Origin of the sequence: Pigmentiphaga soli, from assembly GCF_039541095.1 — a bacterium.
GTDB classification, from domain to species: Bacteria; Pseudomonadota; Gammaproteobacteria; order Burkholderiales; family Burkholderiaceae_B; genus Pigmentiphaga; species Pigmentiphaga soli.
The window spans coordinates 147,236-171,413 of record NZ_BAABFO010000010.1; the positions used below are offsets into that span (position 1 = coordinate 147,236).

Annotated in this window: 23 protein-coding genes; 14 read left to right on the forward strand and 9 right to left on the reverse strand. The window is 67.2% G+C overall.

The genetic code is table 11. The features are described from left to right. Window position 1: 1 nt before the first annotated feature. A complete protein-coding gene (locus tag ABD927_RS12345; RefSeq protein ID WP_345249775.1) occupies window positions 2-337 on the reverse strand; it encodes a thioredoxin family protein in 336 nt (111 codons plus the stop codon). An 85-nt stretch (window positions 338-422) separates the two neighbouring features. Further along, window positions 423-1,247, reverse strand: coding sequence for an alpha/beta fold hydrolase (locus ABD927_RS12350; protein ID WP_345249777.1), 825 nt, complete (start codon window positions 1,245-1,247; stop codon window positions 423-425). Between the two features lie 189 nt (window positions 1,248-1,436). On the opposite strand from ABD927_RS12350, the gene ABD927_RS12355 reads away from it, so the two are divergent. Next, window positions 1,437-2,354, forward strand: coding sequence for a LysR substrate-binding domain-containing protein (locus tag ABD927_RS12355; RefSeq protein WP_345249779.1), 918 nt, complete (start codon window positions 1,437-1,439; stop codon window positions 2,352-2,354). Between the two features lie 61 nt (window positions 2,355-2,415). Here ABD927_RS12355 and ABD927_RS12360 read toward each other — a convergent pair whose 3' ends face one another. The 6 genes from ABD927_RS12360 to ABD927_RS12385 form a co-directional block, all read right to left on the reverse strand. Then, window positions 2,416-4,629 carry a copper-transporting P-type ATPase gene (locus ABD927_RS12360; protein WP_345249781.1) on the reverse strand — a complete coding sequence of 738 codons (2,214 nt, stop codon included), beginning with the start codon at window positions 4,627-4,629 and terminating at the stop codon, window positions 2,416-2,418. Window positions 4,630-4,666: 37 nt separating this feature from the next. Then, on the reverse strand, window positions 4,667-5,059 hold the full coding sequence (locus ABD927_RS12365) for a DUF1850 domain-containing protein (protein ID WP_345249783.1): 393 nt from the start codon (window positions 5,057-5,059) through the stop codon (window positions 4,667-4,669). Between the two features lie 39 nt (window positions 5,060-5,098). Beyond that, the gene (locus tag ABD927_RS12370) at window positions 5,099-7,144 is read right to left on the reverse strand and encodes a TRAP transporter permease (protein ID WP_345249785.1); all 2,046 of its coding nucleotides are present in this window, start codon (window positions 7,142-7,144) and stop codon (window positions 5,099-5,101) included. A 22-nt stretch (window positions 7,145-7,166) separates the two neighbouring features. Continuing rightward, window positions 7,167-8,159: a TAXI family TRAP transporter solute-binding subunit gene (locus tag ABD927_RS12375; RefSeq protein ID WP_345249787.1), complete on the reverse strand. Its 993-nt coding sequence runs from the start codon at window positions 8,157-8,159 to the stop codon at window positions 7,167-7,169. 181 nt (window positions 8,160-8,340) lie between these two features. After that, a complete protein-coding gene (locus ABD927_RS12380) occupies window positions 8,341-8,931 on the reverse strand; it encodes an NAD(P)H-dependent oxidoreductase (RefSeq protein ID WP_345249789.1) in 591 nt (196 codons plus the stop codon). Between the two features lie 471 nt (window positions 8,932-9,402). Next, on the reverse strand, window positions 9,403-10,569 hold the full coding sequence (locus tag ABD927_RS12385; protein ID WP_345249791.1) for a methionine aminotransferase: 1,167 nt from the start codon (window positions 10,567-10,569) through the stop codon (window positions 9,403-9,405). 371 nt (window positions 10,570-10,940) lie between these two features. Between ABD927_RS12385 and ABD927_RS12390 the strand changes: the two genes are divergently transcribed. Continuing rightward, the gene (locus ABD927_RS12390; RefSeq protein ID WP_345249793.1) at window positions 10,941-11,147 is read left to right on the forward strand and encodes a cold-shock protein; all 207 of its coding nucleotides are present in this window, start codon (window positions 10,941-10,943) and stop codon (window positions 11,145-11,147) included. Between the two features lie 151 nt (window positions 11,148-11,298). On the opposite strand, the gene ABD927_RS12395 is transcribed toward ABD927_RS12390, so the two are convergent. Further along, window positions 11,299-12,309 (reverse strand): D-2-hydroxyacid dehydrogenase family protein, encoded by a 1,011-nt coding sequence (locus ABD927_RS12395; protein ID WP_345249795.1) that lies wholly within the window; start codon window positions 12,307-12,309, stop codon window positions 11,299-11,301. Window positions 12,310-12,498: 189 nt separating this feature from the next. On the opposite strand from ABD927_RS12395, the gene ABD927_RS12400 reads away from it, so the two are divergent. From ABD927_RS12400 to ABD927_RS12455, 12 genes are all read left to right on the forward strand, one after another. Next, window positions 12,499-14,349, forward strand: coding sequence for a phosphoenolpyruvate carboxykinase (GTP) (locus tag ABD927_RS12400; protein WP_345249797.1), 1,851 nt, complete (start codon window positions 12,499-12,501; stop codon window positions 14,347-14,349). A 187-nt stretch (window positions 14,350-14,536) separates the two neighbouring features. Then, window positions 14,537-15,007, forward strand: coding sequence for a fasciclin domain-containing protein (locus ABD927_RS12405; protein WP_345249799.1), 471 nt, complete (start codon window positions 14,537-14,539; stop codon window positions 15,005-15,007). Window positions 15,008-15,208: 201 nt separating this feature from the next. Further along, complete coding sequence (gene mnmG, locus ABD927_RS12410) at window positions 15,209-17,146, forward strand: tRNA uridine-5-carboxymethylaminomethyl(34) synthesis enzyme MnmG (protein ID WP_345249801.1); 1,938 nt, start codon at window positions 15,209-15,211, stop codon at window positions 17,144-17,146. 86 nt (window positions 17,147-17,232) lie between these two features. Next, window positions 17,233-17,859 (forward strand): 16S rRNA (guanine(527)-N(7))-methyltransferase RsmG, encoded by a 627-nt coding sequence (gene rsmG / locus ABD927_RS12415; RefSeq protein ID WP_345249853.1) that lies wholly within the window; start codon window positions 17,233-17,235, stop codon window positions 17,857-17,859. Next, window positions 17,859-18,407 (forward strand): lipocalin family protein, encoded by a 549-nt coding sequence (locus tag ABD927_RS12420; RefSeq protein WP_345249803.1) that lies wholly within the window; start codon window positions 17,859-17,861, stop codon window positions 18,405-18,407. Before rsmG ends, ABD927_RS12420 begins: the two co-directional genes overlap by 1 nt. A 20-nt stretch (window positions 18,408-18,427) precedes the next feature. After that, entirely contained in the window at window positions 18,428-19,306 is an 879-nt protein-coding gene (locus tag ABD927_RS12425; protein WP_345249805.1) for a ParA family protein, read from the forward strand. A gap of 87 nt (window positions 19,307-19,393) precedes the next feature. Next, a complete protein-coding gene (locus tag ABD927_RS12430) occupies window positions 19,394-20,329 on the forward strand; it encodes a ParB/RepB/Spo0J family partition protein (RefSeq protein ID WP_345249807.1) in 936 nt (311 codons plus the stop codon). 92 nt (window positions 20,330-20,421) lie between these two features. After that, entirely contained in the window at window positions 20,422-21,633 is a 1,212-nt protein-coding gene (locus tag ABD927_RS12435; RefSeq protein ID WP_345249809.1) for an NAD(P)/FAD-dependent oxidoreductase, read from the forward strand. Window positions 21,634-21,768: 135 nt separating this feature from the next. Next, window positions 21,769-22,290 carry an ATP synthase subunit I gene (locus ABD927_RS12440; protein WP_345249811.1) on the forward strand — a complete coding sequence of 174 codons (522 nt, stop codon included), beginning with the start codon at window positions 21,769-21,771 and terminating at the stop codon, window positions 22,288-22,290. Between the two features lie 73 nt (window positions 22,291-22,363). Beyond that, window positions 22,364-23,230: a F0F1 ATP synthase subunit A gene (gene atpB / locus ABD927_RS12445; RefSeq protein WP_345249813.1), complete on the forward strand. Its 867-nt coding sequence runs from the start codon at window positions 22,364-22,366 to the stop codon at window positions 23,228-23,230. Window positions 23,231-23,342: 112 nt separating this feature from the next. Continuing rightward, entirely contained in the window at window positions 23,343-23,585 is a 243-nt protein-coding gene (atpE, locus tag ABD927_RS12450; RefSeq protein ID WP_319744513.1) for a F0F1 ATP synthase subunit C, read from the forward strand. An 86-nt stretch (window positions 23,586-23,671) separates the two neighbouring features. Beyond that, entirely contained in the window at window positions 23,672-24,142 is a 471-nt protein-coding gene (locus tag ABD927_RS12455; RefSeq protein WP_345249816.1) for a F0F1 ATP synthase subunit B, read from the forward strand. Window positions 24,143-24,178: the final 36 nt, after the last annotated feature.

A 24,178-nucleotide genomic window follows, 5' to 3' on the forward strand; every position in this document is an offset into this window, starting at 1 on the left:
CCTACGGCAGTTCCGCCGGATGATTGGTCTGCGCCAGCGCGAGCTGGCGCCTGATGTCCCACTCGTTCAGCGTGGCCTGCACCGGGCCGTAGAACACGCCGTCGCGCGTGACGAACATCGAGGGCAGGTGGAAGACCTCGTAGCGCTCGGCCAGGCCGGCGTTCGCGCCCGCGTCGATCCAGCATATCCGCTGCACCGGCAAGTTCATTTCGGGCAGCCGCGCCCGCGCCAGGCGGCAATCGCCGCAGCCGGCGCTGTAGAACACCAGCAGCGACACGCCCGCTGCATTGAGCAGGAAGCGGTCGGCGGTGCCGTCGTCGAGGTCGAACTGTTCCATGGCGCGTATGCGAAAAGAGCGCATACGATACCGCACCGCGGCAGGCGCGGGGCGGCCCCGGGGACGGCGGCGCGCCGCCCTCGCCTCAGAACGCTTCTTCGGCGCGCGCCAGGTGGCCCAGCAGCGCGGCGTCGAAGCGCGCCGGCTGGTCGATGTTCGGCAGGTGGCCGGCGCCGTCGATCACCTCCAGCGCGGCACCCGGTATTTCGCCCTGCAGGTCTTTCATGGCCTGTGGCAGCGCCGCATCGTTGGCGCCAACGATCATCGTGACCGGCGCCGCGATGCCCCCCACGCCGGCGCGGTAGTCCAGGCCCTGGATCGCGCGCGCGCAGCCCACCAGCCCGTCGATGGCGGTGGCGCCGGCCGCCTGCCGGAATCGCGCGGCGATGTCGGGATGGGCGTCGACGAAGGCCTTGCCGAACCAGCGCTCGATGGTCGGGTCGGCCAGCGCCGCGCAGCCCTGCCGCTGCGCCAGCGCGATCCGGTCGTCCCACGGCGCGGCGAAATCGGCCGGGGCGTCGGCGCGGGCGTCGCACAGGCACAGGCTCAGCACGCGCTCGGGGTGCCGGATGCCCAGGCCGAAGCCGGCCATGCCGCCCAGCGACAGCCCCACGTAGTGCGCGCGCTCGATCGCCAGCGCGTCGAGCAGGTCGACGATGTCGTCGACCAGGTCGTCCATCGCGTACGGCGCGGCGGGCGCCTGCGATGCGCCGTGCCCGCGCGTGTCGGCGCGCAGCACGCGGTAGCCGCGCGCGGCCAGCAGCGCGGCCTGGCTGTCCCACATCATCGACGACGTGAGGATGGCATGCGCCATGAAAACGGGCGGCCCGGATTCCGGGCCCTGGACGTGGATGGCGGCTTCGCAGTCGGAATGCGGCAGCCGGAAAATGTGGCGGGTCATCTGGCTCATGGTGGTATCGATGCGGTCGGCACCGGCGGTGCCTGGAATTGACGATCAACCGGTAAGTTTCCCGTCGGCGGGCGAATCGCGCAATCGAGTAAACCTCGGAGGTGCGTGAGAGAATCTCACGAGAGCCTTGACTTACATTGTTCTTACCGGGCCACACCACCGTTTCCCATGGCGAGAAAACTCCCTCCATTGAACGCCCTGCGCGCCTTCGAGGCGGCCGGCCGCCACGTCAGCTTCACCAAGGCGGCGGCCGAACTGGGCGTGACCCACGGCGCCGTCAGCCGCCAGGTGGCGTCGCTCGAGGCCTGGCTGGGCGTGCCGCTGTTCCGCCGCACCGCGGCGCAACTGGCGCTGACCGACGCCGGCCGCGAATACCTGGCCGAGCTCACGCCGATGCTGAACCAGCTGGCGCTGGTATCGATGCAGCTGAAAGACCGCGCCGCGCCGGCCGTGCTGCGCGTCAACGCCCCGCCCACCTTCGCCATGCGCTGGCTGATCCCGCGGCTGCCGGGCTTCCAGCTCAAGCGGCCGGACGTCGAAGTATTGCTGACGACCTCGCTGGCGCCGGTGAATTTCGACGAGGGCAAGTACGACATCGCCATCGCAGGCGCCCACGAGCCGCTGTCGGGCTGCGTATCGCGCCCGTTCATGACCGAGCTGATCGTGCCGGTTTGCCATGTCGACCTGGTCGAGACCAATGGCTTGACCGAACCGGCCGGGCTGGCCCATCACGCGCTGCTGAGCTACGCCACCGAGCCCTATTCGTGGCCGGACTGGCTGGCCGCGGTCGGGCTGCCAAGGCTGCGGCCGCGCAGTTCGCTGAAGTTCGAACAGATGTTCTTCGCGCTGCAGGCTGCCGTCGGCGGGCTCGGGGTGGTGCTGGTCCCGCTGTTCCTGGCCATCGACGACATCATCGCCGGCCGCCTGTGCACGCCGTTCGGCCTGCTTGCCGCGCGGCAGCGGCAATACTTCGCCAACACGCCCCGTACCAACGCGGTCATGGAAAGCTTCTGGGACTGGCTCAGGCGCGAGGGCCGCGATACGGAGCAATCGATCGAACAGTGGACGGCCGGGCGGCCCGGCGCGCCGGTACCCGACAGCGAGTAGCGCGCAGGGCAACAAACCATTTAAGTTCACGAAGCGTGAGGAAACTCCCCGGGGAAAACGATCAGGGCAGCAACGCCTGCCTGCGCAGCCGCAGCGCATTGCCCACCACCGACACCGAACTCAGGCTCATCGCCAGCGCCGCGATCATCGGCGACAGCAGCAATCCGGTGAACGGATACAGCACGCCTGCCGCCAGCGGCACCCCCAGCGCGTTGTAGACCAGCGCGAACATCAGGTTCTGCCGCATGTTGCCGACCGCCGCCTGCGACAGCGCGCGGGCCACGGCGATGCCGCGCAGGTCGCCCTTGACCAGCGTGACCTGCGCGCTGTTCATCGCCACGTCGGTGCCGGTGCCCATCGCAATGCCGATGTCGGCGCGGGCCAGCGCGGGCGCGTCGTTGATGCCGTCGCCGGCCATCGCCACCACGCGGCCCTCGCCCTGCAGGCGCTCGACCAGCGCCAGCTTGTCGGCCGGGCGGACTTCGCCGTGCACCTCGTCGATGCCCAGCCTCGCGGCCACCGCCTTGGCGGTGGTCAGGCCGTCGCCGGTCGCCATCACGATGCGCAGGCCGGCCGCATGCAGTGCCCGCAACGCCTCTTCGGTGCCGGCCTTGACCGGGTCGGTCACGGCCAGCAGCCCCGCCAGGCGGCCGTCCACGGCCAGGTAGACCACGCTGGCGCCTTCGGCCCGCAACGGCTCGGCCTGCGGCAACAGCGGATCCGCCTTGGCGCCCTCCTGCTCCAGCAGCACGGTGTTGCCCAGCGCCAGCCGCCGCCCGCCGACCGTGCCGCGCACGCCGATGCCGGTGGCCGATTCGAAATCGTCCGCCGCCTCCAGCGCCAGCCCGCGGTCGCGCGCCGCCTTCACGATCGCATCGGCCAGCGGATGTTCGCTGCCCTGGTCCAGGCTGGCCGCCAGCCGCAGCACCTCGTCGGCGCCGAAGCCCTCGGCCGGCACGGCGCGATCGAACGCGGGCCGGCCTTCGGTCAGGGTGCCGGTCTTGTCGACCACCACGGTGTCGACGCGCCGCAGGTTCTCGATGGCGGCCGCGTCGCGGAACAGCACGCCCTGGGTGGCGCCGCGGCCGGTGGCCACCATGATCGACATCGGCGTGGCCAGCCCCAGCGCGCACGGGCACGCGATGATCAGCACCGACACGGCATTGATCAGCCCGTAGACCCAGCTGGGCTGGGGGCCGAACAGGCCCCATGCCAGCAAGGCCAGCACGGCGGCCGCGATCACCGCCATCACGAACCAGCCGGCCACGGTGTCGGCCATGCGCTGCAGCGGCGCCCGCGAGCGCTGGGCCTGCGCCACCATCTGCACGATCTGCGCCAGCACGGTGTCCGATCCCACGCGCTCGGATCGCATCAGCAGCGCGCCGCTGGTGTTGAGCGTGGCGCCGATCAGGCGATCGCCGGAACGCTTTTCCACCGGCACCGGCTCGCCGGTCAGCATCGATTCGTCGACGGCGCTGCCGCCTTCGAGCACCACGCCGTCGACCGGGATCTTTTCACCCGGGCGCACGCGCAGCCGGTCGCCCACGTGCACGTGGGCCAGCGGGATGTCTTCCTCCGCGCCGTTCTCGCGCACCCGGCGCGCGGTCTTGGGCGCCAGGCCCAGCAGCGAGCGGATGGCGGCCGAGGTCTGCGAACGCGCCTTCAATTCCAGCAGCTGGCCCAGCAGCGTGAGCGAGATGATGACCGCGGCGGCCTCGAAATAGACGCCCACCCGCCCCATCGAAACGAAGGAATCGGGAAACATGCCGGGCGCCACGGTGGCCGCCACGCTGTAGACGAAGGCGGCGCCGGTGCCCAGCCCGATCAGCGTCCACATGTTCGGGCTGCGATGGACCACCGACTCCCACGCGCGCCGGAAGAACGGCAGCCCGGCCCACAACACCACCGGCAGCGACAGCGCCAGCTCGACCCAGCTCTGTACCCGCATGTCCATCCAGTGCAGCCGATGGCCGGCCATCGCCAGCACCAGCACCGCGAGCGACAGCGGCAGCGTCCACCAGAAGCGGCGGGAGAAGTCGCGCAGTTCGGGGTTGTCGTCGTCGTCCGCCGCCGGCAGCAGCGGCTCCAGCGCCATGCCGCACTTGGGGCAATTGCCGGAATGGTCCTGCCGGATCTCGGGATGCATGGGGCAGGTGTAGATCGTGCCTGGGGCCGGCGGCGCCCCAGCGCCGGCCGGAGCGCCGTGGACGTGGCCGGAAGAGTGGGCGTGCGACCCATGGTCATGATGATGGTCGTGGCCGACGTGCTGTTCCATGGTTCATGCTCCGGCGCCCGTCAAGGCGGCATGTATCTCAGGGAGGGGAAGCGCGGCATGCGGTCACCACCGCGGGAATGTCGCGCTGCGCGCCCGCCATCCACGTTTCGAGCGGCGCGCAGCGGCCGCCTATGCAAAGCTGGTAGTCGCCGGCGAATTCGGATCGCGACAGCGTGAGGGAATCCCGCCAGGGCTGCGCGGGCCGATAGTGCCAGGCCCCGCCCTCGAACCGGGCATCGGGCGGCGGATCCATGCCGGCGCCCGAGCCCAGGACGGCGGCATCGGTAATCAGCAGACGATTGCCGGCAACGCGATACGACTCGCGCCACTCGATCTTTTCGATCGAATGGCGCCAAGACAGCGTGAACGTATCGCCCGGCAGCGCGACGTGGAAGCCGCCCGCCGCCAGGCACAGCGCGGCAACCAGCATGTCAGTCGCTCCACCGTGCGCGCAGGGGTGGGCTCATCTTCACGCGGAAACGGCGCCGGCGGCCGCGGCGGGCTTGCGTGTGCGGTAGTGGTGCCAGACCGCCAGCATCAGCGCCATCGCGAAACCCACGCCATCGGTCAGCGGCACGGCGGCCACCAGCAGGCACGCGGCCACGAAGGCCCAGGCCCGCTCGAACAGGTTCAGCGGCCCGCGCCAGTAGCCGATGGCCGTGCCGCCCCACAGGATCACCGCGACGATCGCCTTGACGACCACGTAGGCCGTGTCGGCCAGCGTGCCCGCCTCCAGCATCAGGGCCGGGCTGTACACCGCCATGTACGGGATCAGGAAGCCTGCGATCGCGATCCGCATCGCCTGCACGCCGATCTTCATGCCCGAGGCGCGGGCGATCGGCGACGCCGCGAACGCGGCCAGCGCCACCGGCGGGGTCAGGTCGGCCATGATGCCGAAGTAGAAGACGAACATGTGCGAAACGATCAGCGGCACGCCCAGGGCGAGCAAGGCCGGCGCCGCCAGCGAGCTGGTGATGATGTAGTTCGGGATGGTCGGGATCCCCATGCCCAGCACCAGGCACACCAGCATGGTCAGTATCAGGCTGAGCAGCAGGCTGTTCTCGCCGATGCTGATGATGTAGCCCGCGAACGTGGTGGCCGCGCCGGTAAGCGTGAGCGTGCCGATGATCACGCCCACCAGCGCGCAGGCGATGCCCACCGGCAGCGCATGCCGCGCGCCGTCGGCCAGCGCCATCAGCGCGGTGCGCAGGATGGCTCTGCCGCCGTCGCGCAGGTAGAGGATGACGCCCAGCACCGCGATCAGCGCCACCACGGCGCCGATGCCGAACTTGAGAAAGGCCGAGCACGCCAGCGCGATCACGATCCAGAACACGACGCGCCAGCCGAACGCGTTGAAGCGCAGCGCCACGCCCGCGCCGAATATCAGCACGACCGTCAGCGCCAGGCCGACCGTGCCCGAAAACAGCGGCGTGTAGCCCGAGAACAGCAGCCACACCAGCGCGATCAGCGGCAGCAGCAGGTACCAGCGTTCGCGCACGGCGCGCCACGGATTGGGGCAGTCTTCCTTGGCCATGCCGTGCAGCCCGGACCGGCCCGCCTCCAGGTGCACCATCACGTAGGCAGTGAAGAAGTAGAGAATGGCCGGTATCAGCGCCGCCTTGCAGATCTCCACGTACGGCACGTTGATGGTTTCGGCCATGATGAAGGCGACCGCGCCCATCACCGGCGGCATGATCTGCCCGCCCATGCTGGCCGTGGCTTCCACCCCGCCAGCGAAGCTGGCCTCGTAGCCGAAGCGCTTCATCAGCGGAATCGTGAACTGGCCGGTGGTGACGACGTTGGCCACGCCCGAGCCGTTGATGGTCCCCATCAGCCCCGACGAGAACACCGCCACCTTGGCCGGCCCGCCGCGCCGGTGCCCGAACAGGCCCAGCGCGAAGTCGGTGAAAAGCTGGATCATGCCGGCGTGCTCGAGGAAGGCGCCGAACAGGATGAACAGGAAGATGTACGACGAGGACACGTAGATCGGCGTGCCATAGATGCCCTCGGTGCCGAAACCGAGCTGGCCGACCACCTGGTCGAACCCGTAGCCGCGATGCGCCAGCTCGCCAGGCAGGTACTGGCCGAACAGCGCATAGGCCAGGAACAGCGCGCACACGATGGGCAGCGCGATGCCCATTGCGCGGCGCGTGGCGTCGAACACCAGCACCACCAGCACCACGCCGACCACCATGTCGAGCTGGGTGACTTCCCCCGCCCGCTGGATGAGGTCGCCTTCGAAGTACCACTGGTACAGGCCGGTGGCGAACGCCACCGCGCCGACGACCCAGCCCAGCCAGGCACGCCGCAACGGCGGGTGGAGGACGAAGACCATCAGCAGCAGGAACCCGACGTGCACCGCCCGCACGACCGTGCTCGACAGCGGGCTGAACGCCGCCGTGACGATCTGGAAGGTGGAGAACGCGATGGCGATGAAGAACAGCGCGCCGGTGAGCGCGGTGGGTTCCGGCTCGCCCGGCGCGGCCGGGCGGGCGGTGGCGGCGGTATCGTTCATGGTGTCTGGCGATCCGGACGCGTTACTTCAGCAGGCCGACTTCTTTGTAGTACTTCTGCGCGCCTGGATGCAGCGGCACGGCGCTGCCGCTGGTCGCCTCCTCGCGTTTGATGGCCTTGGCCGCGGAATGCGCGGCGACCATCTGGTCGAGGTGCTCGAACAGGCCTTTGGTCATCGCATAGGCGATGTCGTCGGACACGCCGTCATGCGTGACCAGGAAGTTCTTGATCGCGATCCCGGGTACGTCGGCGGTCTGGCCCGGGTAGGTATTGGCGGGGATGGTGGTGGGCTGGTAAGCCGCATCGCCGATCTTGGCCACGACATCGGCCGGGACCGCCACGACGACGATCTTGAGGCTGGTGGCCAGGTCGCGGATCGACGCGACGCCCAGGCCCGCCGATTGCAGCGTGACGTCGAGCTGGCGGTTCTTCATCAATTCCACGGACTCGCCGAATGGCAGGTATTCGACCTTGCTGAAATCCTTGTAGGTCAGGCCCGCGGCGCGCACCACCGCGCGGGCGTTGAGTTCGGTGCCGGAGCGCGGGGCGCCCACCGAAATCCGCTTGCCTTTCAGGTCGGCCAGCGTCTTGATGCCGGATTCTTCGCTGGCGACGATCTGGATGTAATTGGGATAGATGCCGGCGATGACCCGCAGCTTCTTGAGCGGGTTCTTGAACCCGGCTTCTTCCGAGCCGTTCCAGGCATCGGACAGCGAATCGGCCAGCGTGAAGGCGATTTCGCCGCGGCCCGATTGCAGCAGGTTCAGGTTCTCGGCCGATGCCTTGGTGGCCTGCACGCTGGTGCGCACGCCGGGAATCGCCTTCGAATAGATCTGGCCCAGCGCCACGCCCAGTGGGTAGTACACGCCGCTCTGCCCGCCGGTCAGGATATTGATGAACTTCTGCTGCGCGAATGCCGGCATCCCGGCCAGCGACGCGGCGGCGCCGGCCAGCGATGCGGTCAGAAGGGTACGGCGGCGGGCATCGATGCCGGGGCGGGTGTGGGTCGACTTCATGAAGGGGGTCTCCTTGCGTTTCGTCCAGCTAGTTCCGGCAGGCGGCGTGGCGCCGCATGCCGCCCGGCGGGCCGACCGAGGGCCGGTTTCCCCCCGGAAACCTTGAAGCTACGCAGTTCGGGCTGCGGATTTTTATGTGGATGGTACACGGTTCGCCAGCATAGACATAGACGCGGCCGGCTCAGCGCCCCTCTGTGCCGTAGCGCCGGATCCGGTCGAGCGCGCGTTTGCGGGCCGAGTCATTGCGGTTCGCGATCATGCCGATCATCGTGGTCCGGATCGGCGCGATGCCGCAGAACGCCAGGATGTTGCGTTCCAGCCCGCGCACCCCGCCGGCGCCGAAATACCAGCGGTAGATCGGCGCAGCCATGCCCATCGTCACGACTACCCGGGCCGATTTGCCGGCCAGCAGCCGGTGGTAGCGGGCATCGTCGTCGGTGGCCGCGATCGCGAAGCCGGGCCGCAGCACCTGCTCGAAGAAGCCCTTGAGCAGCGCCGGTACCGTGCCCATCCAGAGCGGGAAGAAGATCGCCAGGTGGTCGGCCCAGCCGATGTCCTGCTGCGCGGCGCGCAGCGAATCGGGCAGGGCGCCGGGCGCGTTCCATTCTGCGCGGGTGCGCAGCAGCGGAAAGTCCAGCCGGCCGACGTCGATTTCCCTCGCCTCGTGGCCGGCCCGCCGCGCCGCCTCGGCGTATGTCCGCGCCAGGACGCGGCCGTAACGATTGTCGTCGGGATCCGGGTGACCCACGATCACTGCGATGCGCTTGCCCATGTGCAGCCCCCGCGGCCGGGCCCGCGACCCCGCGCCGCCGGCATCCGCCGCCTTTCGTCTCGATATGAGCGTAAACGGAGGCGCGCGTGGCGGCTTGACACAGATCAGGCAGTTCATTGCCGTCCGCGCGGGCCGAGCCTGTGGATAAGCTCTAGCAAGAGTGGATGTGCAAAAGCTGTTCAGGGTTTCTGGACAACTCGGCTATCGGCGGAAGTCGCGAAAGTTGTCCAGAAACGCGTACTCCGCTACACGCAAGTTATCCACACCGGAATTTCGGCTTCAAGTGCTTGAAGATAAAAGAATTTTATGGTTCTGAAAAGTTATCCACAGGCACCTATTAGCTATCACTATCAGCATAGATGACAGGAGATAGAACAACCTTTGCTACGAGGCGACCGCAGATCGCCGCATCGCCACCATGAAAAAACGGCAGCCGAAGCTGCCGTCCACGATCCAGGCCTGCGCGAATGCCTAGACGGCCCGCATTCGCTCCAGCGCATCGTCCAGCGTTTCGTCGCGCTTGGCGAAGCAGAACCGGACCAATTGCCGGTTGGACGCCGGCGCGTCCGGATCTCCATGGAAGGCCGCTACAGGGATGGCCGCCACGCGGTGCTCGACCGCCAGCCACCGGACGAAATCGATTTCGGGCAGGTCCGAGATGGCGCTGTAGTCGGCCAGCATGAAATAGGTGCCCGGGCAGGGCAGCGGCCGGAAGCGGCTTCGCCGCAGGCCGGCGGCCAGGCGATCCCGCTTGGCGGCATAGAAGGCGGGCAGTTGCAGATAGGGCGCCGGGTCGGCCAGGTGTTCGGCCAGCGCGTGCTGCATCGGCGTCGACACCGAGAACACCATGAACTGGTGGATCTTCCGGAACTCCGCGGTCAGCGCCGCCGGCGCGCAGCAGTAGCCGATCTTCCATCCGGTGGCATGGTAGGTCTTGCCGAACGACGAAACCAGAAAAGCCCGGGCCGCCAGCGCGGGCCGCCGCGCGACGGACGCATGGCGGACGCCGTCATAGACCATGTGCTCGTAGACTTCGTCGGACACCAGCAGGATGCCGGTCTGCTCGACGATGCGTTCGAGTTCGTCGAGGTCGTCGTCCTGCAGCACGGTGCCGGTAGGGTTGTGAGGGAAGTTGATCATCAGCAGCCGCGTATGGGGCGTGATGGCGGCGCGCACGCGGCCCCAGTCGGGACGGTAGCGCGGGTCGCCGGCCCGCGGCGGCCGCAGCGGCACCGCGACGGGGATGCCGCCGGCCAGCCGGATCGCCGGCACGTAGGAGTCGTAGACAGGCTCGAGCACGATTGCCTCGTCGCCCGGGCCCACGGCCGCCAGCACCGCGGTCATCAGGGCCTGGGTCGCGCCGCTGGTGACGGTGACTTCGGTGTCCGCGTCGTAGCGCGCGCCGTAGCACTCGGCGGTCTTGGCGGCGATGGCCCTGCGCAGCGTCTCGATCCCGGCCATCGGGGCATATTGGTGGTGGCCGTTCCCGAGCGCCCGGGCAACCCGTTGCAGCAGCACCGGGTCGGGGTCGAAGTCGGGGTAGCCCTGGCCGAGATTGATGGCCTGCAGCTCGGCCGCCAGGCGGCTCATGGTGGTGAAGATGGTGGTGCCCACGCCGGGCAGTTTCGAGTTGAACATGGCGGGTTCGGATTCCGGATGGCCGGGCCGGGAGCCCGGGTTTCCGTGATTCTCGCACCGCAGTCGGGCAGGCTTTTCGTAGCGCCGTTTGCTAAGCGTTTTCCCGCACTGGATGGGGCGTTGCGGGTGCCCGGTCCTGGGCATGCGAGGGGGCGCGAAGCCCTGTATCGATGCGGCAACGAATCTTTTGCCGTAGCCCCGCTAAATGTTATTGATTCGTCCAGATCGGCCGGGTATGCTGCGTTTCGCAGTTGAATTCAAGCAGCACGCAAGTCCGGTCTGCCATTTGCGGATGCCCGGTAGTACCGCATATCAGTTCGTGTCGGCGTTCTTGGTTCCATTGCACTGTTCATATTTAAAGGACGCCGCACATGGCACAAAAGGGCAAGGTCAAATGGTTCAACGCCGACAAGGGCTACGGCTTCATCACGCCGGATGCCGGAGGTCCGGACGTTTTCGCTCACTTTTCCGCCATCTCGGGCCGCGGCTACCGTAGCCTGACCGAAGGCCAGGAAGTGGAATTCGAAGTGAAGGACGGCCCCAAGGGCCCCCAGGCAGCCGACATCAAGCCGCTGTAAAAAGCGCTTCGAAATCTTCGCGGCCCGCGCAATTCCACCCGCGCCAGCCGCCACCCTATCCAGAGCACCGCGGATCCGGCTTCGCCGGTCCGCCAGTGCTGCCCCTTGAGGCGCGCGCGAAGCGCGTAGGGGTGGCCTCAACCGGTGAGCCTCAACCCCTCCTTCGAGTCAACGCCTCGGGGTTGACGATATTGCTGGGCTGTCCATCGGCCCAGGCGACGACGTTCTCGAACGCCGTCCTGAAATACAGTTCATAGCTGTCGCTTTCCACGAAGCCGATATGCGGGGTGCAGATAACGTTCTCCATCCGCAGCAGCGGGTGTCCCTGCAGTATCGGTTCCGATTCGAACACGTCGATCGCGGCCATCCCGGGCCGTCCACGGTTGAGCGCATGCACCAGCGCGTCAGGCTCGATCAGTTCGGCGCGCGAGGTATTCACCAATAGCGCGTCGGGTTTCATGCGCAGCAGATCCTGCTGGCTGACGATGCCGCGGGTTTCGTCCGTCAATTTCAGCAGCAGCGCCAGCACGTCGCTCGTCTCGAACAGCGCTTCCTTGCTTGGCGCCGTTTCCAGGCCGGCGGCGCGCGCGCGCTCCAGCGTCGATTCCCTGCCCCAGACCACCACTTTCATGCCGAAAGCGCGGCCGTAGTCGGCCACCAGCTTGCCGATCTTGCCGTAGCCATAGATGCCGAGCGTACGGCCGTGCAGCGTGCGTCCGAGCCCGAAATTGGGCGGCATGGTCGAGGCTTTCATGCCGGATTGCTGCCAGGCGCCCTGCTTGAGGTTGGCGATGTATTGCGGCAGGCGGCGCATGGCCGCCATGGTCAGCGCCCAGGTGAGCTCGGCCGGCGCGACGGGGGAGCCGACCCCCTGGGCGACGGCGATGCCGCGTTCGGTGCAAGCCTGGATGTCGACGTGGTTGCCGGCGCGGCCGGTTTGCGCGATGAGCCTTAACTGGGGGAGCTTGTCGAGCAACGCGCGGCCGACGGCGGTGCGTTCGCGTATCAATACCAGCGCTTCCGTGTCGCGCAGGCGGACAGCCAGTTGGCCTACGCCTTTGACCGTATTGTTGTAGACCTTGACTTCATGCCCGTCCAGCAAGGCGAAGCAGTCGAGCTTGCGCACGACGTCTTGGTAATCGTCCAGGATCGTTATTCGCATGGAAAAAAGTCCGGAATTTGGAGGATTGAGAGCCGTCGGCAGGGGCTTGGCCGGTGAGGGACTGCTGTAACCATCCCTTGCTAGTCGTAGCGGTCCCCATGGGTCGGTGGAGTATATTAGGCCCATTTCGAGCCGGCTGCCGCTCAAAGAGTTCACATATCAGGCGTTATCAGCGCCGGGAGACTTTTCATGAATGCAATTCCCCGAACATCTCTACCGCCATTGAACGCGCCTGCCTGGGTGCGTCACGAAAAGCTCAAGTCGTGGGTCGCCGAGATCGCCGCGCTGACGCAGCCCGATCGCATCGAATGGTGCGATGGCTCGCAGGAAGAATACGACCGCCTGTGCGCGCAGATGGTCGAAGCGGGCACGCTGCAGCGACTGAACCCCGAGAAGCGGCCGAACTCCTACCTGGCGTGGTCGGATCCCAGCGACGTGGCGCGCGTGGAGGACCGTACCTTCATCTGCTCCGAAAAACAGGCCGACGCCGGCCCGACCAACAACTGGGTCGATCCGGTCGAGATGCGCAATACCCTCAACGGCTTGTTTAGTGGCTGCATGAGGGGTCGGACCCTATATGTCGTGCCGTTCTCGATGGGTCCGCTGGGTTCGCCCATCGCCCACATCGGCATCGAGTTGTCGGACTCCCCGTACGTGGTGGTCAATATGCGGATCATGACCCGCATGGGCCGCAAGGTGTACGACGTGCTGGGCGCCGATGGCGAATTCGTGCCGTGCGTGCACTCGGTAGGCAAGCCGCTGGAGGCTGGCGAGGCCGACGTGGCCTGGCCCTGCAACGATACCAAGTACATCGTCCACTATCCGGAAACGCGCGAGATCTGGTCGTTCGGCTCCGGCTACGGCGGCAATGCCCTGCTGGGCAAGAAGTGCCTGGCGCTGCGGATCGCGTCCAAGATGGGCAAGGACGAGGGCTGGCTGGCCGAGCACATGCTGATCCTGAGCGTGACTTCGCCCGAGGGCCGCAAAATGCACGTGGGCGCGGCGTTCCCGTCGGCCTGCGGCAAGACGAATTTCGCGATGCTCATTCCGCCGGCCTCGCTGCCTGGCTGGAAAGTGTCCACCATCGGCGACGACATCGCCTGGATCAAGCCGGACGCCCAGGGCCGGCTACGCGCCATCAACCCGGAAGCCGGCTATTTCGGCGTGGCGCCCGGCACCAACGAGAAGACCAACTTCAACTGCATGGCGACGCTACGCAAGAACGTCATCTTCACCAACGTGGCGCTGACCGATGACGGCGACGTCTGGTGGGAAGGCCTGGGCGAGCCGCCGGCACACTGCATCGACTGGCAGGGCAAGGACTGGACGCCGGAAATCGGCAAGACCGGCCGCAAGGCGGCGCATCCGAACTCACGCTTCACGGTGGCGGCCGACCAGAACCCCGCGATCGATCCCGACTGGGACAACCCCGAGGGCGTGGCGATCGACGCCTTCGTGTTCGGCGGCCGGCGTTCCACCACGGTACCGCTGGTAACCGAAGCCCGGAACTGGGTCGAGGGCGTCTACATGGCGGCGACGATGGGTTCCGAGACGACGGCCGCCGCGGTCGGCCAGCAGGGCGTGGTGCGCCGCGATCCTTTCGCGATGCTGCCGTTCTGCGGCTACAACATGAGCGACTATTTCGGCCACTGGCTGGAACTCGGCGCCAAGCTGCAGGCCGCAGGTGCCACGCTGCCGCGCATCTTCTGCGTGAACTGGTTCCGTACCGACGAGAACGGCAAATTCGTCTGGCCCGGCTTCGGCGAGAACATGCGCGTGCTCAAGTGGATGCTCGAACGCATCGAAGGGAAGGCCGGCGGCGTGGAACACGTGTTTGGCGTGACGCCCAGCTACCAGGATCTGTCGTGGGACGGCCTGTCGTTCAACGCGCAGCAGTTCGAGAAGATCACTGCAATCGATCCGGAAGCGTGGAAGGCAGAGCTGGAGCTTCACGATGAGCTGTTCAAGCTGCTTCATCATGGCCTGCCGGCGGAACTGGCCGAAGTCAAGCGCAAGCTGAATCAGCGGCTTGCCGCCTGACGGCATTTCAGCTATTGGCTGAAAGGCCCCGCGTTCCCCCTCGGACGCGGGGCCTTTGTTTTTTGGCAAGGTAATTTGATGTTTCACGTGGAACATCGGTCTATCGATGAAGTCGTCCTTATATAGGAGAATGAACAGACATAGCGTTTCTTCGGCCAGGGCGCTATGTCGACTGCCAGGAGGGCGCATGAATTCGCTATCGAGATATCTGTTCGGTGCGGCGTTGTCGGTGGCTTTGTCCGCCTCGGCATACTCCGCCACCATCATCGATACGGCCAAGTCCGCAGGTACCCTCAGTTCGTTTCTGGAGACCTTGAAAGAGGTCGGACTCGAACAGCAGCTCAACGAAACAGGGCCATACACCGTATTCGCACCGTCGGACGAGGCCTTTGCCAAGATGCCGGCAAGGGTGAGGGAAGGGCTGAAATACGACAAGGATTGGGCTCGCAAAGTGATGGCCATGCATATCGTGCAGGGCAAGGTGCTCATTGAGAATGGACAGAACAAGGATCACATCAAGACGCTGGCCGGACCTGAACTGTCGGTTAAAAAAGAGAAACGCGAATGGTCGGTCGAAGGTGTGCCCATTCTTGAACCCGATGTCGAGGTGGACAACGGAGTAATCCACGTTATCGATGCTGTCCTGCTTCCCCAGTGATACGCTGACCATGTTTCACGTGGAACATCTCCCAGGCGACCTCAGATGTTGTTCCACGTGGAACATCGGGCAAGCCCTCTGCGACTTTTCCGCCCATATGCTCGCCTCAGGCAGCGCTCGGCACCTATAATCAATCTTCTCCCCGTTGCTTGTCCTTTTCATAGGTGAAAAGCGCTGGGTTTCTCTTGACGGACCCTCACCATGTTGTATCCAACCGAATTCGATGTGATCGTCGTAGGCGGCGGCCATGCCGGCACGGAAGCGGCGCTGGCTTCGGCGCGCGCCGGCTGCCGGACATTGCTGCTGACGCACAACATCGAAACGCTCGGGCAGATGTCCTGCAATCCTTCGATTGGAGGCATCGGCAAAGGTCACCTGGTGAAGGAGGTCGATGCCCTGGGCGGCGCGATGGCCCTGGCCACCGATGAAGCCGGTATCCAGTTCCGCATCTTGAATGCCTCGAAGGGGCCCGCCGTCCGCGCCACCCGCGCACAGGCCGACCGGGTGCTGTACCGCAAGGCCATTCGCCACCGGCTGGAGAACCAGCCCAATCTGTGGCTATTCCAGCAGGCCGTGGACGACCTGATGCTGGAAGGCGACCGCGTGGTGGGCGCTGTCACGCAGATCGGGCTGCAGTTCCGCGCCCGTGCCGTGGTGCTGACGGCCGGCACCTTCCTGAACGGCCTGGTCCACGTCGGGCTGGAGCATTATTCCGCCGGCCGCGCGGGCGATCCGCCGGCCATCTCCCTGGGCAGGCGGCTGCAGGAACTCAAGCTCGGCCAGGGTCGCCTGAAGACCGGCACGCCACCGCGCATCGACGGCCGCACCATCGATTTCAGCCGGCTGGAAGAGCAACCCGGCGACCTGGATCCGGTGCCGGTGTTCTCCTACCTGGGCGACCCGGCCATGCATCCTCGCCAGATGCCGTGCTGGATCACCCACACCAACGCGCGCACGCACGAGATCATCCGCGCGGGCCTGGACCGTTCGCCGATGTACACCGGCGTGATCGAAGGGGTAGGGCCGCGCTACTGTCCGTCGATCGAAGACAAGATCCACCGCTTCGCCGACAAGGCCTCGCACCAGGTCTTCCTGGAACCCGAAGGGCTGACCACGAACGAGTTCTACCCGAACGGCGTATCCACCAGCCTGCCGTTCGACGTGCAACTGGAGCTTATCCATTCGCTGCCCGGCCTGGAACAGGCGCATATCCTGCGCCCGGGCTATGCCATCGAATATGACTACTTCGACCCGCGCGGCCTGAAGGCCTCGCTCGAGACCCGCGCCATCGCGGGCCTGTTCTTCGCCGGCCAGATCAACGGCACCACCGGCTACGAAGAAGCGGCGGCCCAGGGCCTGCTGGCCGGCATCAACGCCGCGCTGCTCGTCAAGGGCGAAGCGCCGTGGACGCCGCGGCGCGACGAGGCCTATCTGGGCGTGCTGGCCGACGACCTCATCACCCGCGGCGTGACCGAACCGTACCGGATGTTCACCTCGCGCGCCGAATACCGGCTCAGCCTGCGCGAAGACAATGCCGACTGGCGGCTGACGGAAACCGGCCGCCGCCTGGGCCTGGTGGACGACGCCCGCTGGGACGCCTTCAACCGCAAGCGCGACGCAGTCGCCGCCGAGATCGAACGGCTGAAGTCGACCTGGGTGAATCCCCGCATCTATCCGGCGGAGGCGGCCGCCGAGCTGCTCGGCAAGGGCATCGAACGCGAATATTCGCTGTTCGACCTGCTCAAGCGCCCGAACGTGGGCTACCGCGCGCTGATGCAGGCCCGGCGCGACGGCAGCGAACTGCTGGCCGGCCCCGGCGTGGCCGACCCGGCCGTGGCCGAACAGGTCGAGATCCAGGTCAAGTACGCCGGTTATATCGCCCGCCAGCAGGAAGAAGTGGAAAAGCACGCCCACCACGAGAACCAGCGCATTCCCGACGACCTCGACTACGACGACGTCCGCAGCCTGTCGTTCGAAGTCCGCCAGAAGCTCAAGACCCACCGGCCGCAAACGGTCGGCCAGGCCGCCCGCATCTCGGGCGTCACGCCGGCTGCCATTTCGCTGCTGCTGATCCACCTGAAACGGCGCCGCCCCGGCCGCCGGCCGCCGGCCGGGCTCGATACCGACCGGGCGGCGTGACCGTGCAGACGTCCGCCCACAACGACGCGGCGCCGCCGTTCAACGGTGCCGTTTTCGCCGCCCAGCTCGACGCCGACAGCGCCGCGCTGCGGCTGCCGCTGGCCGATACCCAGGTCGACCGCCTGCTCAACTTCCTGGCGCTGATGCTGCGCTGGAACCGCACCTACAACCTGACCGCGATCCGCGAGCCTGGGCAGATGCTTTTGCATCATATAATCGACAGCCTGGCCGTGGTGCCCGAGCTTGCGCAGCGGCTTGCGGGCCAGCCCGCCAGCCTGCTCGACGTCGGTTCGGGCGGCGGCTTGCCTGGCGTGGTGCTGGCGGTAGCACGGCCGGAATGGCGGGTGGTGTGCGTCGACGCGGTCGAAAAAAAGGCCGCCTTCGTGCGCCACGTGGCCGGGGTGCTGAAACTGCCCAACCTGGAAGCCGTGCACGGCCGGGTCGAGGCGCTGGCGCCGGCCGAGAGCGACGTCGTCATCTCTCGCGCCTTTGCCTCGCTGCCCGACTTCGCCGCGCTGGCCGGCCGCCACGTCCGGCCGGACGGCGTGCTGGCCGCGATGAAGGGCCAGACCCCGGACGACGAAATCGCCGCGCTGAAGGACCAGGGCTTGTGGCAAGTGGAAGGCGTGACCCCGCTGAACGTGCCGCGCCTGTCGGCGCGCCGCTGCCTGGTATGGATGACTCGACTCGAAACTTCCGGAGAAACTCGCTGATGCACGTTCGCCTGGTGCTCGCCTGTCTGGGCCTGCTGCTGGCGGGCCGCCTGTGCGCCGCGCCGGCGGCGCTGACCGCCGTCGAAGCGTTCGACACCGGCCGCTACGCCGGCAAATGGTACGAGATCGCCCGCTATCCGAACCGTTTCCAGTCGGCCTGCTTGCGCGATGTGACCGCGGAATACCGGCCGCTTGACAATGGTAAGATTGAAGTGGTCAATCGCTGCGAGCGCGACAACGGCAATATCGAGCAGGTCGTGGGGCTGGCCCGGCCGGCCGGCGCGCCGGGCAAGTTCGAAGTGCGCTTCGCGCCATCGTGGCTGTCGTGGCTGCCCTGGGTCTGGTCGCCTTACTGGGTGGTGCAGCTGGGCCCCGACTACCGTTATGCCGTGGTCAGCGAACCGGGCCGCAAATACCTTTGGGTTCTGTCCAGGTCGCCGTGGCTGTCTCCCAACGACCAGCGGGCGATCTACACCGCGCTGGGCGAACAGGGATTCGACATCGCGTCGCTGCGCCGCACCGAGCAGGCCGGCGCCAGCCAACCTTGAACGGAACGAAGTACGAGTCAATGTCTCTCCCAACCAGTACCGCCGGATCGGCCTCGCAGGCCAGGGCCCGCCTCGAATCGCTGGTTGGCGGCGGCGCGCCGGCGGCGCAGCCGGCCGCCGGCCGCCGCGCGGCCCGCGTGTTCTGCGTGGCCAACCAGAAAGGCGGCGTGGGCAAGACCACCACGGCGGTGAACCTGGCCGCCGGCCTGGCCGCGCAAGGGCAGCAGGTGCTGCTGGTCGACCTCGATCCGCAGGGCAACGCCACCATGGGCAGCGGCATCGACAAGCAGAACCTGGCGAACACGCTGTACCAGGTGCTGATCGGAGACGTCCAGATCGCCGACGCCGCAGTGCGCTCGGAAACCGGCGGCTATGACGTGCTGCCCGCCAACCGCGAGCTGTCGGGCGCCGAGATCGACCTGGTCCAGCTGGAAGACCGCGAACGCCAGCTCAGGCAAGCGATTGCCGCGGTGGCCCCGCGCTACGATTTCATTCTCATCGACTGCCCGCCCACGTTGTCGCTGCTGACGCTGAACGGGCTGACGGCGGCGCATGGCGTCATCATCCCGATGCAGTGCGAATATTTCGCGCTGGAAGGGCTGTCGGACCTGATCAACACGATCAAGCGCGTGCATGCGAACCTGAATCCCGACCTGCGGGTGATCGGCCTGCTGCGGGTCATGTTCGACCCGCGCATGACGCTGCAGCAGCAGGTGTCGGCGCAGCTGGAAAGCCATTTCGGCGACAAGGTGTTCGCCGCCATCATCCCGCGCAACGTGCGGCTGGCGGAGGCGCCCAGCTACGGCATGCCGGGCGTGGTGTTCGACCCCGCCTCGAAGGGCGCGCAGGCCTACGTGGCCTTCGGCGCCGAATTGATCGAACGCGTGAAAAAACTATAGCAAAGCCACATGGCGGCGCGGCGGCGGGCGCAGGCCCGCGCTGCCCCACGAAGCCAGAGAGCCAGGAAGCAAGAGAGCGGAGCCAGCATGGAACCCAAGACAGCACCCAAGAACGCCGCCAAGAGACCCAAGGGGCTGGGCCGCGGCCTCGACGCCCTGCTGGGCGCCGACATGCCGGCGGTCGGCGCGCTGGGTACTCCCGCGCCCAAGGAAGACCCGGCCGCGCCGTCGACGCTGCCGGTGGCCCGGCTGCAGGCCGGCAAGTACCAGCCGCGCACGCGCATGGACGAAGGCGCGCTGGCCGAGCTGGCCGATTCGATCCGCGCCCAGGGCGTGATGCAGCCGATCCTGGTGCGCGCCGTCGACGGCGGCCGCTACGAGATCATCGCCGGCGAACGGCGCTTCCGCGCGGCCCAGCTGGCCGGCCTGACCGAGGTGCCGGTGCTGGTGCGCGAGGTCAGCGACGAGAACGCCGCGGTCATGGCGCTGATCGAGAACATCCAGCGCGAAGATCTCAACCCCCTGGAAGAAGCGCAGGGCGTGCACCGGCTGATCGACGAATTCGGGCTGACGCACGAACAGGCGGCGCGCGCCATCGGCCGCTCGCGCTCGGCCACCAGCAACTTGCTGCGTCTGCTGAACCTGGCCGGCCCGGTGCAGACCATGCTGCTGGCCGGCGATCTCGACATGGGGCATGCCCGCGCGCTGCTGGCGGTGGACGCCGCCACGCAGATCCAGCTCGCCACCCAGGTGGTGGCCAAGCGGCTGTCGGTGCGCGACGCCGAAAAGCTGGTGGCCCGCACCCAGCAGGAATTCACGCTCAAGGGCGGCCGCAAGCCGGCGGCCAAGTCGCGCGACGTGGCCCGGCTGGAAGAGGCGCTGTCCGACCGGCTGGGCACCCAGGTGGTGTTCCGGATCGGGGCCAAGGACCGCGGGCAGATCGTGATCGATTTCCACGGCTGGGACCATTTGTCGGCGCTGCTGGAAAAGCAGGGACTGGCCGACGTGCTGGAAGGAAGCTGAAGCCGCCGCGGCCGGCGCCCCGCGGGCGCTGCCGGCCGCCGCCGTGCCGGCCCTGCGGGCCGGGACCATTTGAACCATAAGCGAGATACCGTATGCAGACGTTCGTGATCGTCGGGGCCGGCCAGGCCGGTGGATGGATAGCGCTAACATTGCGCAGCGAAGGATTCGCCGGCCGCATCGTGATGATCGGCAACGAGTCGCACCCGCCCTACGAGCGGCCGCCGCTGTCGAAGGCTGTGCTCAAAGGCGAGGCCGAGCCGCACAGCACCTACATCGTCACCGCCGACAAGCTGGCCGAGGACAAGGTGGAGCTCTGGCTCGACGAGACGGCGCAGGAAATCGACCGCGAGCGGTGCGCCGTGCGCTGTGCCAGCGGCCGCAGCGTGCAGTACGACGCGCTGTTCCTGACCACGGGCGGCTCGGCGCGCAAGCTGCCGTCGCTGCCGGAAGGCCCCAATACCTTCTACCTGCGCCGGCTGGAAGACGCCGCGCTGCTGGGCGAGGCGCTCCAGCGCGCCGGCAGCCTGCTGGTGGTGGGCGGCGGCTGGATCGGGCTGGAAGTGGCCGCCACCGCGCGCCAGGCCGGCAAGGCGGTAACGGTGGTCGAAATGGCGCCCGCGCTGTGCGCGCGTTCGCTGCCGCCGGAGATGTCGGCTTTCCTGGCCGACCTGCACCGCGGCCACGGCGTCGACCTGCGGCTCGGCGCCCGCGCCGATTTCGAGCCGCACGGCGCCGGCGTGCGCGCGCGGCTGGCCGACGGCACGGCGGTCGACGCCGACGTGGCGGTGGTGGGCGTGGGCATGGTGCCGCACACCGAGCTGGCGCAGGCCTGCGGGCTGGAGGTGGACAACGGCATCGTCACCGACGCCCAGGGCCGCACCAGCGACCCGCGCATCTTCGCCGCCGGCGACGTCGCCAATCATCCGAGCCGCCACGCCGGCCGCCGGCTGCGGCTCGAATCGTGGGCCAACGCGCAGAACCAGGCGGTGGTGGCGGCCAAGGCCGCGCTCGGCGGCGCCGACGAATACCACGACATCCCGTGGTTCTGGTCCGACCAGTACGACGTCAACCTGCAGATCCTCGGCCTGCCGCCAGAAGGCGTGGCGCCGGTGGTGCGCCGCTACGACGGGCGCCGGCAGGTTTACTTCTACCTGGCCGAAGGCCGGGTGCGCTCGGCGATCGCGATCAACTCGGGCCGCGACATCCGCGTGATCAAGCGCTGGATGGCGGCCGGCACGGCGCCGTCGGCGGCCGACCTGCAGGACGTCTCGCGCGACCTGCAGAAGCTGCCCGCGGCGGCGTAAGTGGGTACCTCCCGGGATGGTGCGGCGTTGCTTCCTGCGCACCATAGTGGTTTGCTCGCATGGGGTAAACTCGATATACTTTTAGGGTTTGTCGGAACGCGGCCGGGGGCTACTGGGCCGATGCCTAACGAGGGGATGGAGAGCGAAGTCCGCCGGGCGCGCGCAGCGCGCAACCAGGCGTGGGACCGCGGTGCCTGGAGCAATGACGGCTCCTCCCAAGACGGGTATTTCGACGAACCGGTAGAACCGGTCCGTTATACGGAAACCGAACGGGCATTATTGCGGCAGCGGGCCATGCGGGGACTGCTGCGGACGATAGTGGTGCAGTTCGCAGTCAGCATTGCCGTGGCAGTGGTGGCCTTCGCGGTGTCAGGGAGCGCCGCCGGGTTGTCGGCCCTGTTGGGCGCGGCTGCCTATGTCTTCCCCAACGCCTTGTTCGCATTCAGGCTGATTCTGAGTGTGCACAAGCCGGATGGGGCAACCCCCGCAACGTTTTTCTTGGGACAGTTGCTCAAGATCCTGATCGCCGGGCTGCTCATCGTGGCCGTTGCGAGACTGGGTCGTGAGTTCCTGGTCTGGCCGGCGTTCCTGGCCGGACTGGTGTGCGCGCTCAAAAGCCAGTGGCTGGTACTGGCTTTCGGCGCCAAGGATTTATAGCCGGAGATGGCGGACCGCCCGCTCCGGCATCGAAAGCATTTTGAAAATCTGGTCGTAGGATCTAAAACCCGACATGGCTTCCACCACAGCGCCGACCGCCTCAGAGTACATCGTCCACCACCTCGGGCACCTGAATAGCACCGGACACCGGCAAACCGTCATTGCCGACTTCTCCATCGTCAACTACGACACCCTGTTCTGGTCCATCGCGATGGGCGTGCTGGTGTGCTTCCTGATGTGGCTGGGCGCGCGCCGGGCCGTCAGCGGCGTGCCGGGCAAGATGCAGGCCTTCGTCGAGATCCTGGTCGAGATGGTCGACGAGCAGGCCAAGAGCATCGTTCACAACGAAACCTCGCGCCGCTTCGTCGCGCCGCTGGCGCTGACGGTGTTCATGTGGATCATCTTCATGAACGCGCTCGACCTGCTGCCGGTCGACCTGCCCCACTTCGTGTTCGAAGGTCTGGGCCTGGGCGACGTCATTCCCTACCACCGCATCGTTCCCACCGCCGACCTGAACGCCACCATCGGCATGTCGTTCGGCGTGCTGCTGCTGATGCTGTACTACGGCATCAAGATCAAGACGCCCGGGGGCTTCGTCAAGGAACTGTTCACCGCGCCCTTCCACGCGCACGGCATCGGCGCCATCGTGCTGGCGCCGTTCAACCTGCTGCTCAACCTCATCGAATATGCCGCCAAGACGGTATCGCTGGGAATGCGGCTGTTCGGCAACATGTTCGCCGGCGAACTGATATTCATGCTGATCGCCCTGCTGGGCGGCGCATGGGTGCATTTCAGCGTGGGCGGCGTGCTGTTCGGCCTCGGCCACGTGCTGGCAGGTTCGGTGTGGGCCATCTTCCACATCCTGATCGTCGTCCTCCAGGCCTTCATCTTCATGATGCTCACGCTGGTGTACGTCGGCCAGGCCCACGAGGGCCACTAAGAGCAATCGCCGCGCCGGCCTTCGCGCCGGGGCGGCTGCGAGTTTGCAGTATCCGTCGTTCCATTCCCATAACTTAGATTCAATCGGTCTCTGATCCATTTAAGGAGTTGTCATGACCAACGTCGCTCTCGTCGCTCTCGCTTGCGGTCTGATCATCGGTCTGGGTGCCATCGGCGCTTGCCTGGGCATCGCGATCGTCGGCGGCAAGTACATCGAAGCCTCGGCTCGCCAGCCCGAGCTGATGAACCCGCTGCAAACCAAGCTGTTCCTGCTGGCCGGCCTGATCGACGCTGCCTTCCTGATCGGCGTCGGTATCGCCATGCTGTTTGCCTTCGCGAACCCGTTCGCGGGCTGAAACCGCCCTTCGCGCCATGACCGCTCCGCGGCCGGCCGCTTCACGGCGCCGCCGCGGATGATGTTCCAACCGAAGAGGGAAATACCGTGAATCTGAACGCGACTCTCGTCTTCCAGACGCTCGTGTTCTTCGTTCTCGCGTGGTTCACGATGAAGTTCGTGTGGCCGCCGCTGATGAAGTCCATCGAGGAGCGCCGTCTGAAGATCGCCGAAGGCCTGGCCTCCGCCGAGAAAGGCAAGGCCGACCTCGCGCAGGCGCAGGCCCGCGTCGGCCAGATCGAGGCTGCCGCCCGCGCCGACAACCAGGCCCGCCTGGCCCAGGCCGAGAAGCAGGCCGCCGCGCTGATCGAACAGGCCCGCAAGGACGCCGAGGCCGAGCGTGCCCGCATCATCGAGCAGGCCCGCCAGGATGCGCAGCAGGAAGCCCAGCGCGCGCGCGAAACGCTGCGCGACGCGGTGGCCGAACTGGCCGTCAAGGGCGCCGAGGAAATCCTCCGGCGCGAAGTCGACGCCAAGGCCCACGCCGAGCTGCTGGACCGCCTGAAGGCACAGCTGTAAACACCCGCGGGGGCGCGCCGCCGGCGCGCCTTCCGC

Excerpts from the sequence above, each read along its gene's own strand:
- ABD927_RS12345 (WP_345249775.1), bottom strand. The coding sequence starts at position 337 with ATGGAACAGTTCGACCTCGACGACGGCACCGCCGACCGCTTCCTGCTC.
- ABD927_RS12350 (WP_345249777.1), bottom strand. The coding sequence starts at position 1,247 with ATGAGCCAGATGACCCGCCACATTTTCCGGCTGCCGCATTCCGACTGC.
- ABD927_RS12360 (WP_345249781.1), bottom strand. The coding sequence starts at position 4,629 with ATGGAACAGCACGTCGGCCACGACCATCATCATGACCATGGGTCGCAC.
- ABD927_RS12365 (WP_345249783.1), bottom strand. The coding sequence starts at position 5,059 with ATGCTGGTTGCCGCGCTGTGCCTGGCGGCGGGCGGCTTCCACGTCGCG.
- ABD927_RS12370 (WP_345249785.1), bottom strand. The coding sequence starts at position 7,144 with ATGAACGATACCGCCGCCACCGCCCGCCCGGCCGCGCCGGGCGAGCCG.
- ABD927_RS12375 (WP_345249787.1), bottom strand. The coding sequence starts at position 8,159 with ATGAAGTCGACCCACACCCGCCCCGGCATCGATGCCCGCCGCCGTACC.
- ABD927_RS12380 (WP_345249789.1), bottom strand. The coding sequence starts at position 8,931 with ATGGGCAAGCGCATCGCAGTGATCGTGGGTCACCCGGATCCCGACGAC.
- ABD927_RS12385 (WP_345249791.1), bottom strand. The coding sequence starts at position 10,569 with ATGTTCAACTCGAAACTGCCCGGCGTGGGCACCACCATCTTCACCACC.
- ABD927_RS12390 (WP_345249793.1), top strand. The coding sequence starts at position 10,941 with ATGGCACAAAAGGGCAAGGTCAAATGGTTCAACGCCGACAAGGGCTAC.
- ABD927_RS12395 (WP_345249795.1), bottom strand. The coding sequence starts at position 12,309 with ATGCGAATAACGATCCTGGACGATTACCAAGACGTCGTGCGCAAGCTC.
- ABD927_RS12400 (WP_345249797.1), top strand. The coding sequence starts at position 12,499 with ATGAATGCAATTCCCCGAACATCTCTACCGCCATTGAACGCGCCTGCC.
- ABD927_RS12405 (WP_345249799.1), top strand. The coding sequence starts at position 14,537 with ATGAATTCGCTATCGAGATATCTGTTCGGTGCGGCGTTGTCGGTGGCT.
- mnmG (WP_345249801.1), top strand. The coding sequence starts at position 15,209 with ATGTTGTATCCAACCGAATTCGATGTGATCGTCGTAGGCGGCGGCCAT.
- ABD927_RS12420 (WP_345249803.1), top strand. The coding sequence starts at position 17,859 with ATGCACGTTCGCCTGGTGCTCGCCTGTCTGGGCCTGCTGCTGGCGGGC.
- ABD927_RS12425 (WP_345249805.1), top strand. The coding sequence starts at position 18,428 with ATGTCTCTCCCAACCAGTACCGCCGGATCGGCCTCGCAGGCCAGGGCC.
- ABD927_RS12430 (WP_345249807.1), top strand. The coding sequence starts at position 19,394 with ATGGAACCCAAGACAGCACCCAAGAACGCCGCCAAGAGACCCAAGGGG.
- ABD927_RS12435 (WP_345249809.1), top strand. The coding sequence starts at position 20,422 with ATGCAGACGTTCGTGATCGTCGGGGCCGGCCAGGCCGGTGGATGGATA.
- ABD927_RS12440 (WP_345249811.1), top strand. The coding sequence starts at position 21,769 with ATGGAGAGCGAAGTCCGCCGGGCGCGCGCAGCGCGCAACCAGGCGTGG.
- atpB (WP_345249813.1), top strand. The coding sequence starts at position 22,364 with ATGGCTTCCACCACAGCGCCGACCGCCTCAGAGTACATCGTCCACCAC.
- atpE (WP_319744513.1), top strand. The coding sequence starts at position 23,343 with ATGACCAACGTCGCTCTCGTCGCTCTCGCTTGCGGTCTGATCATCGGT.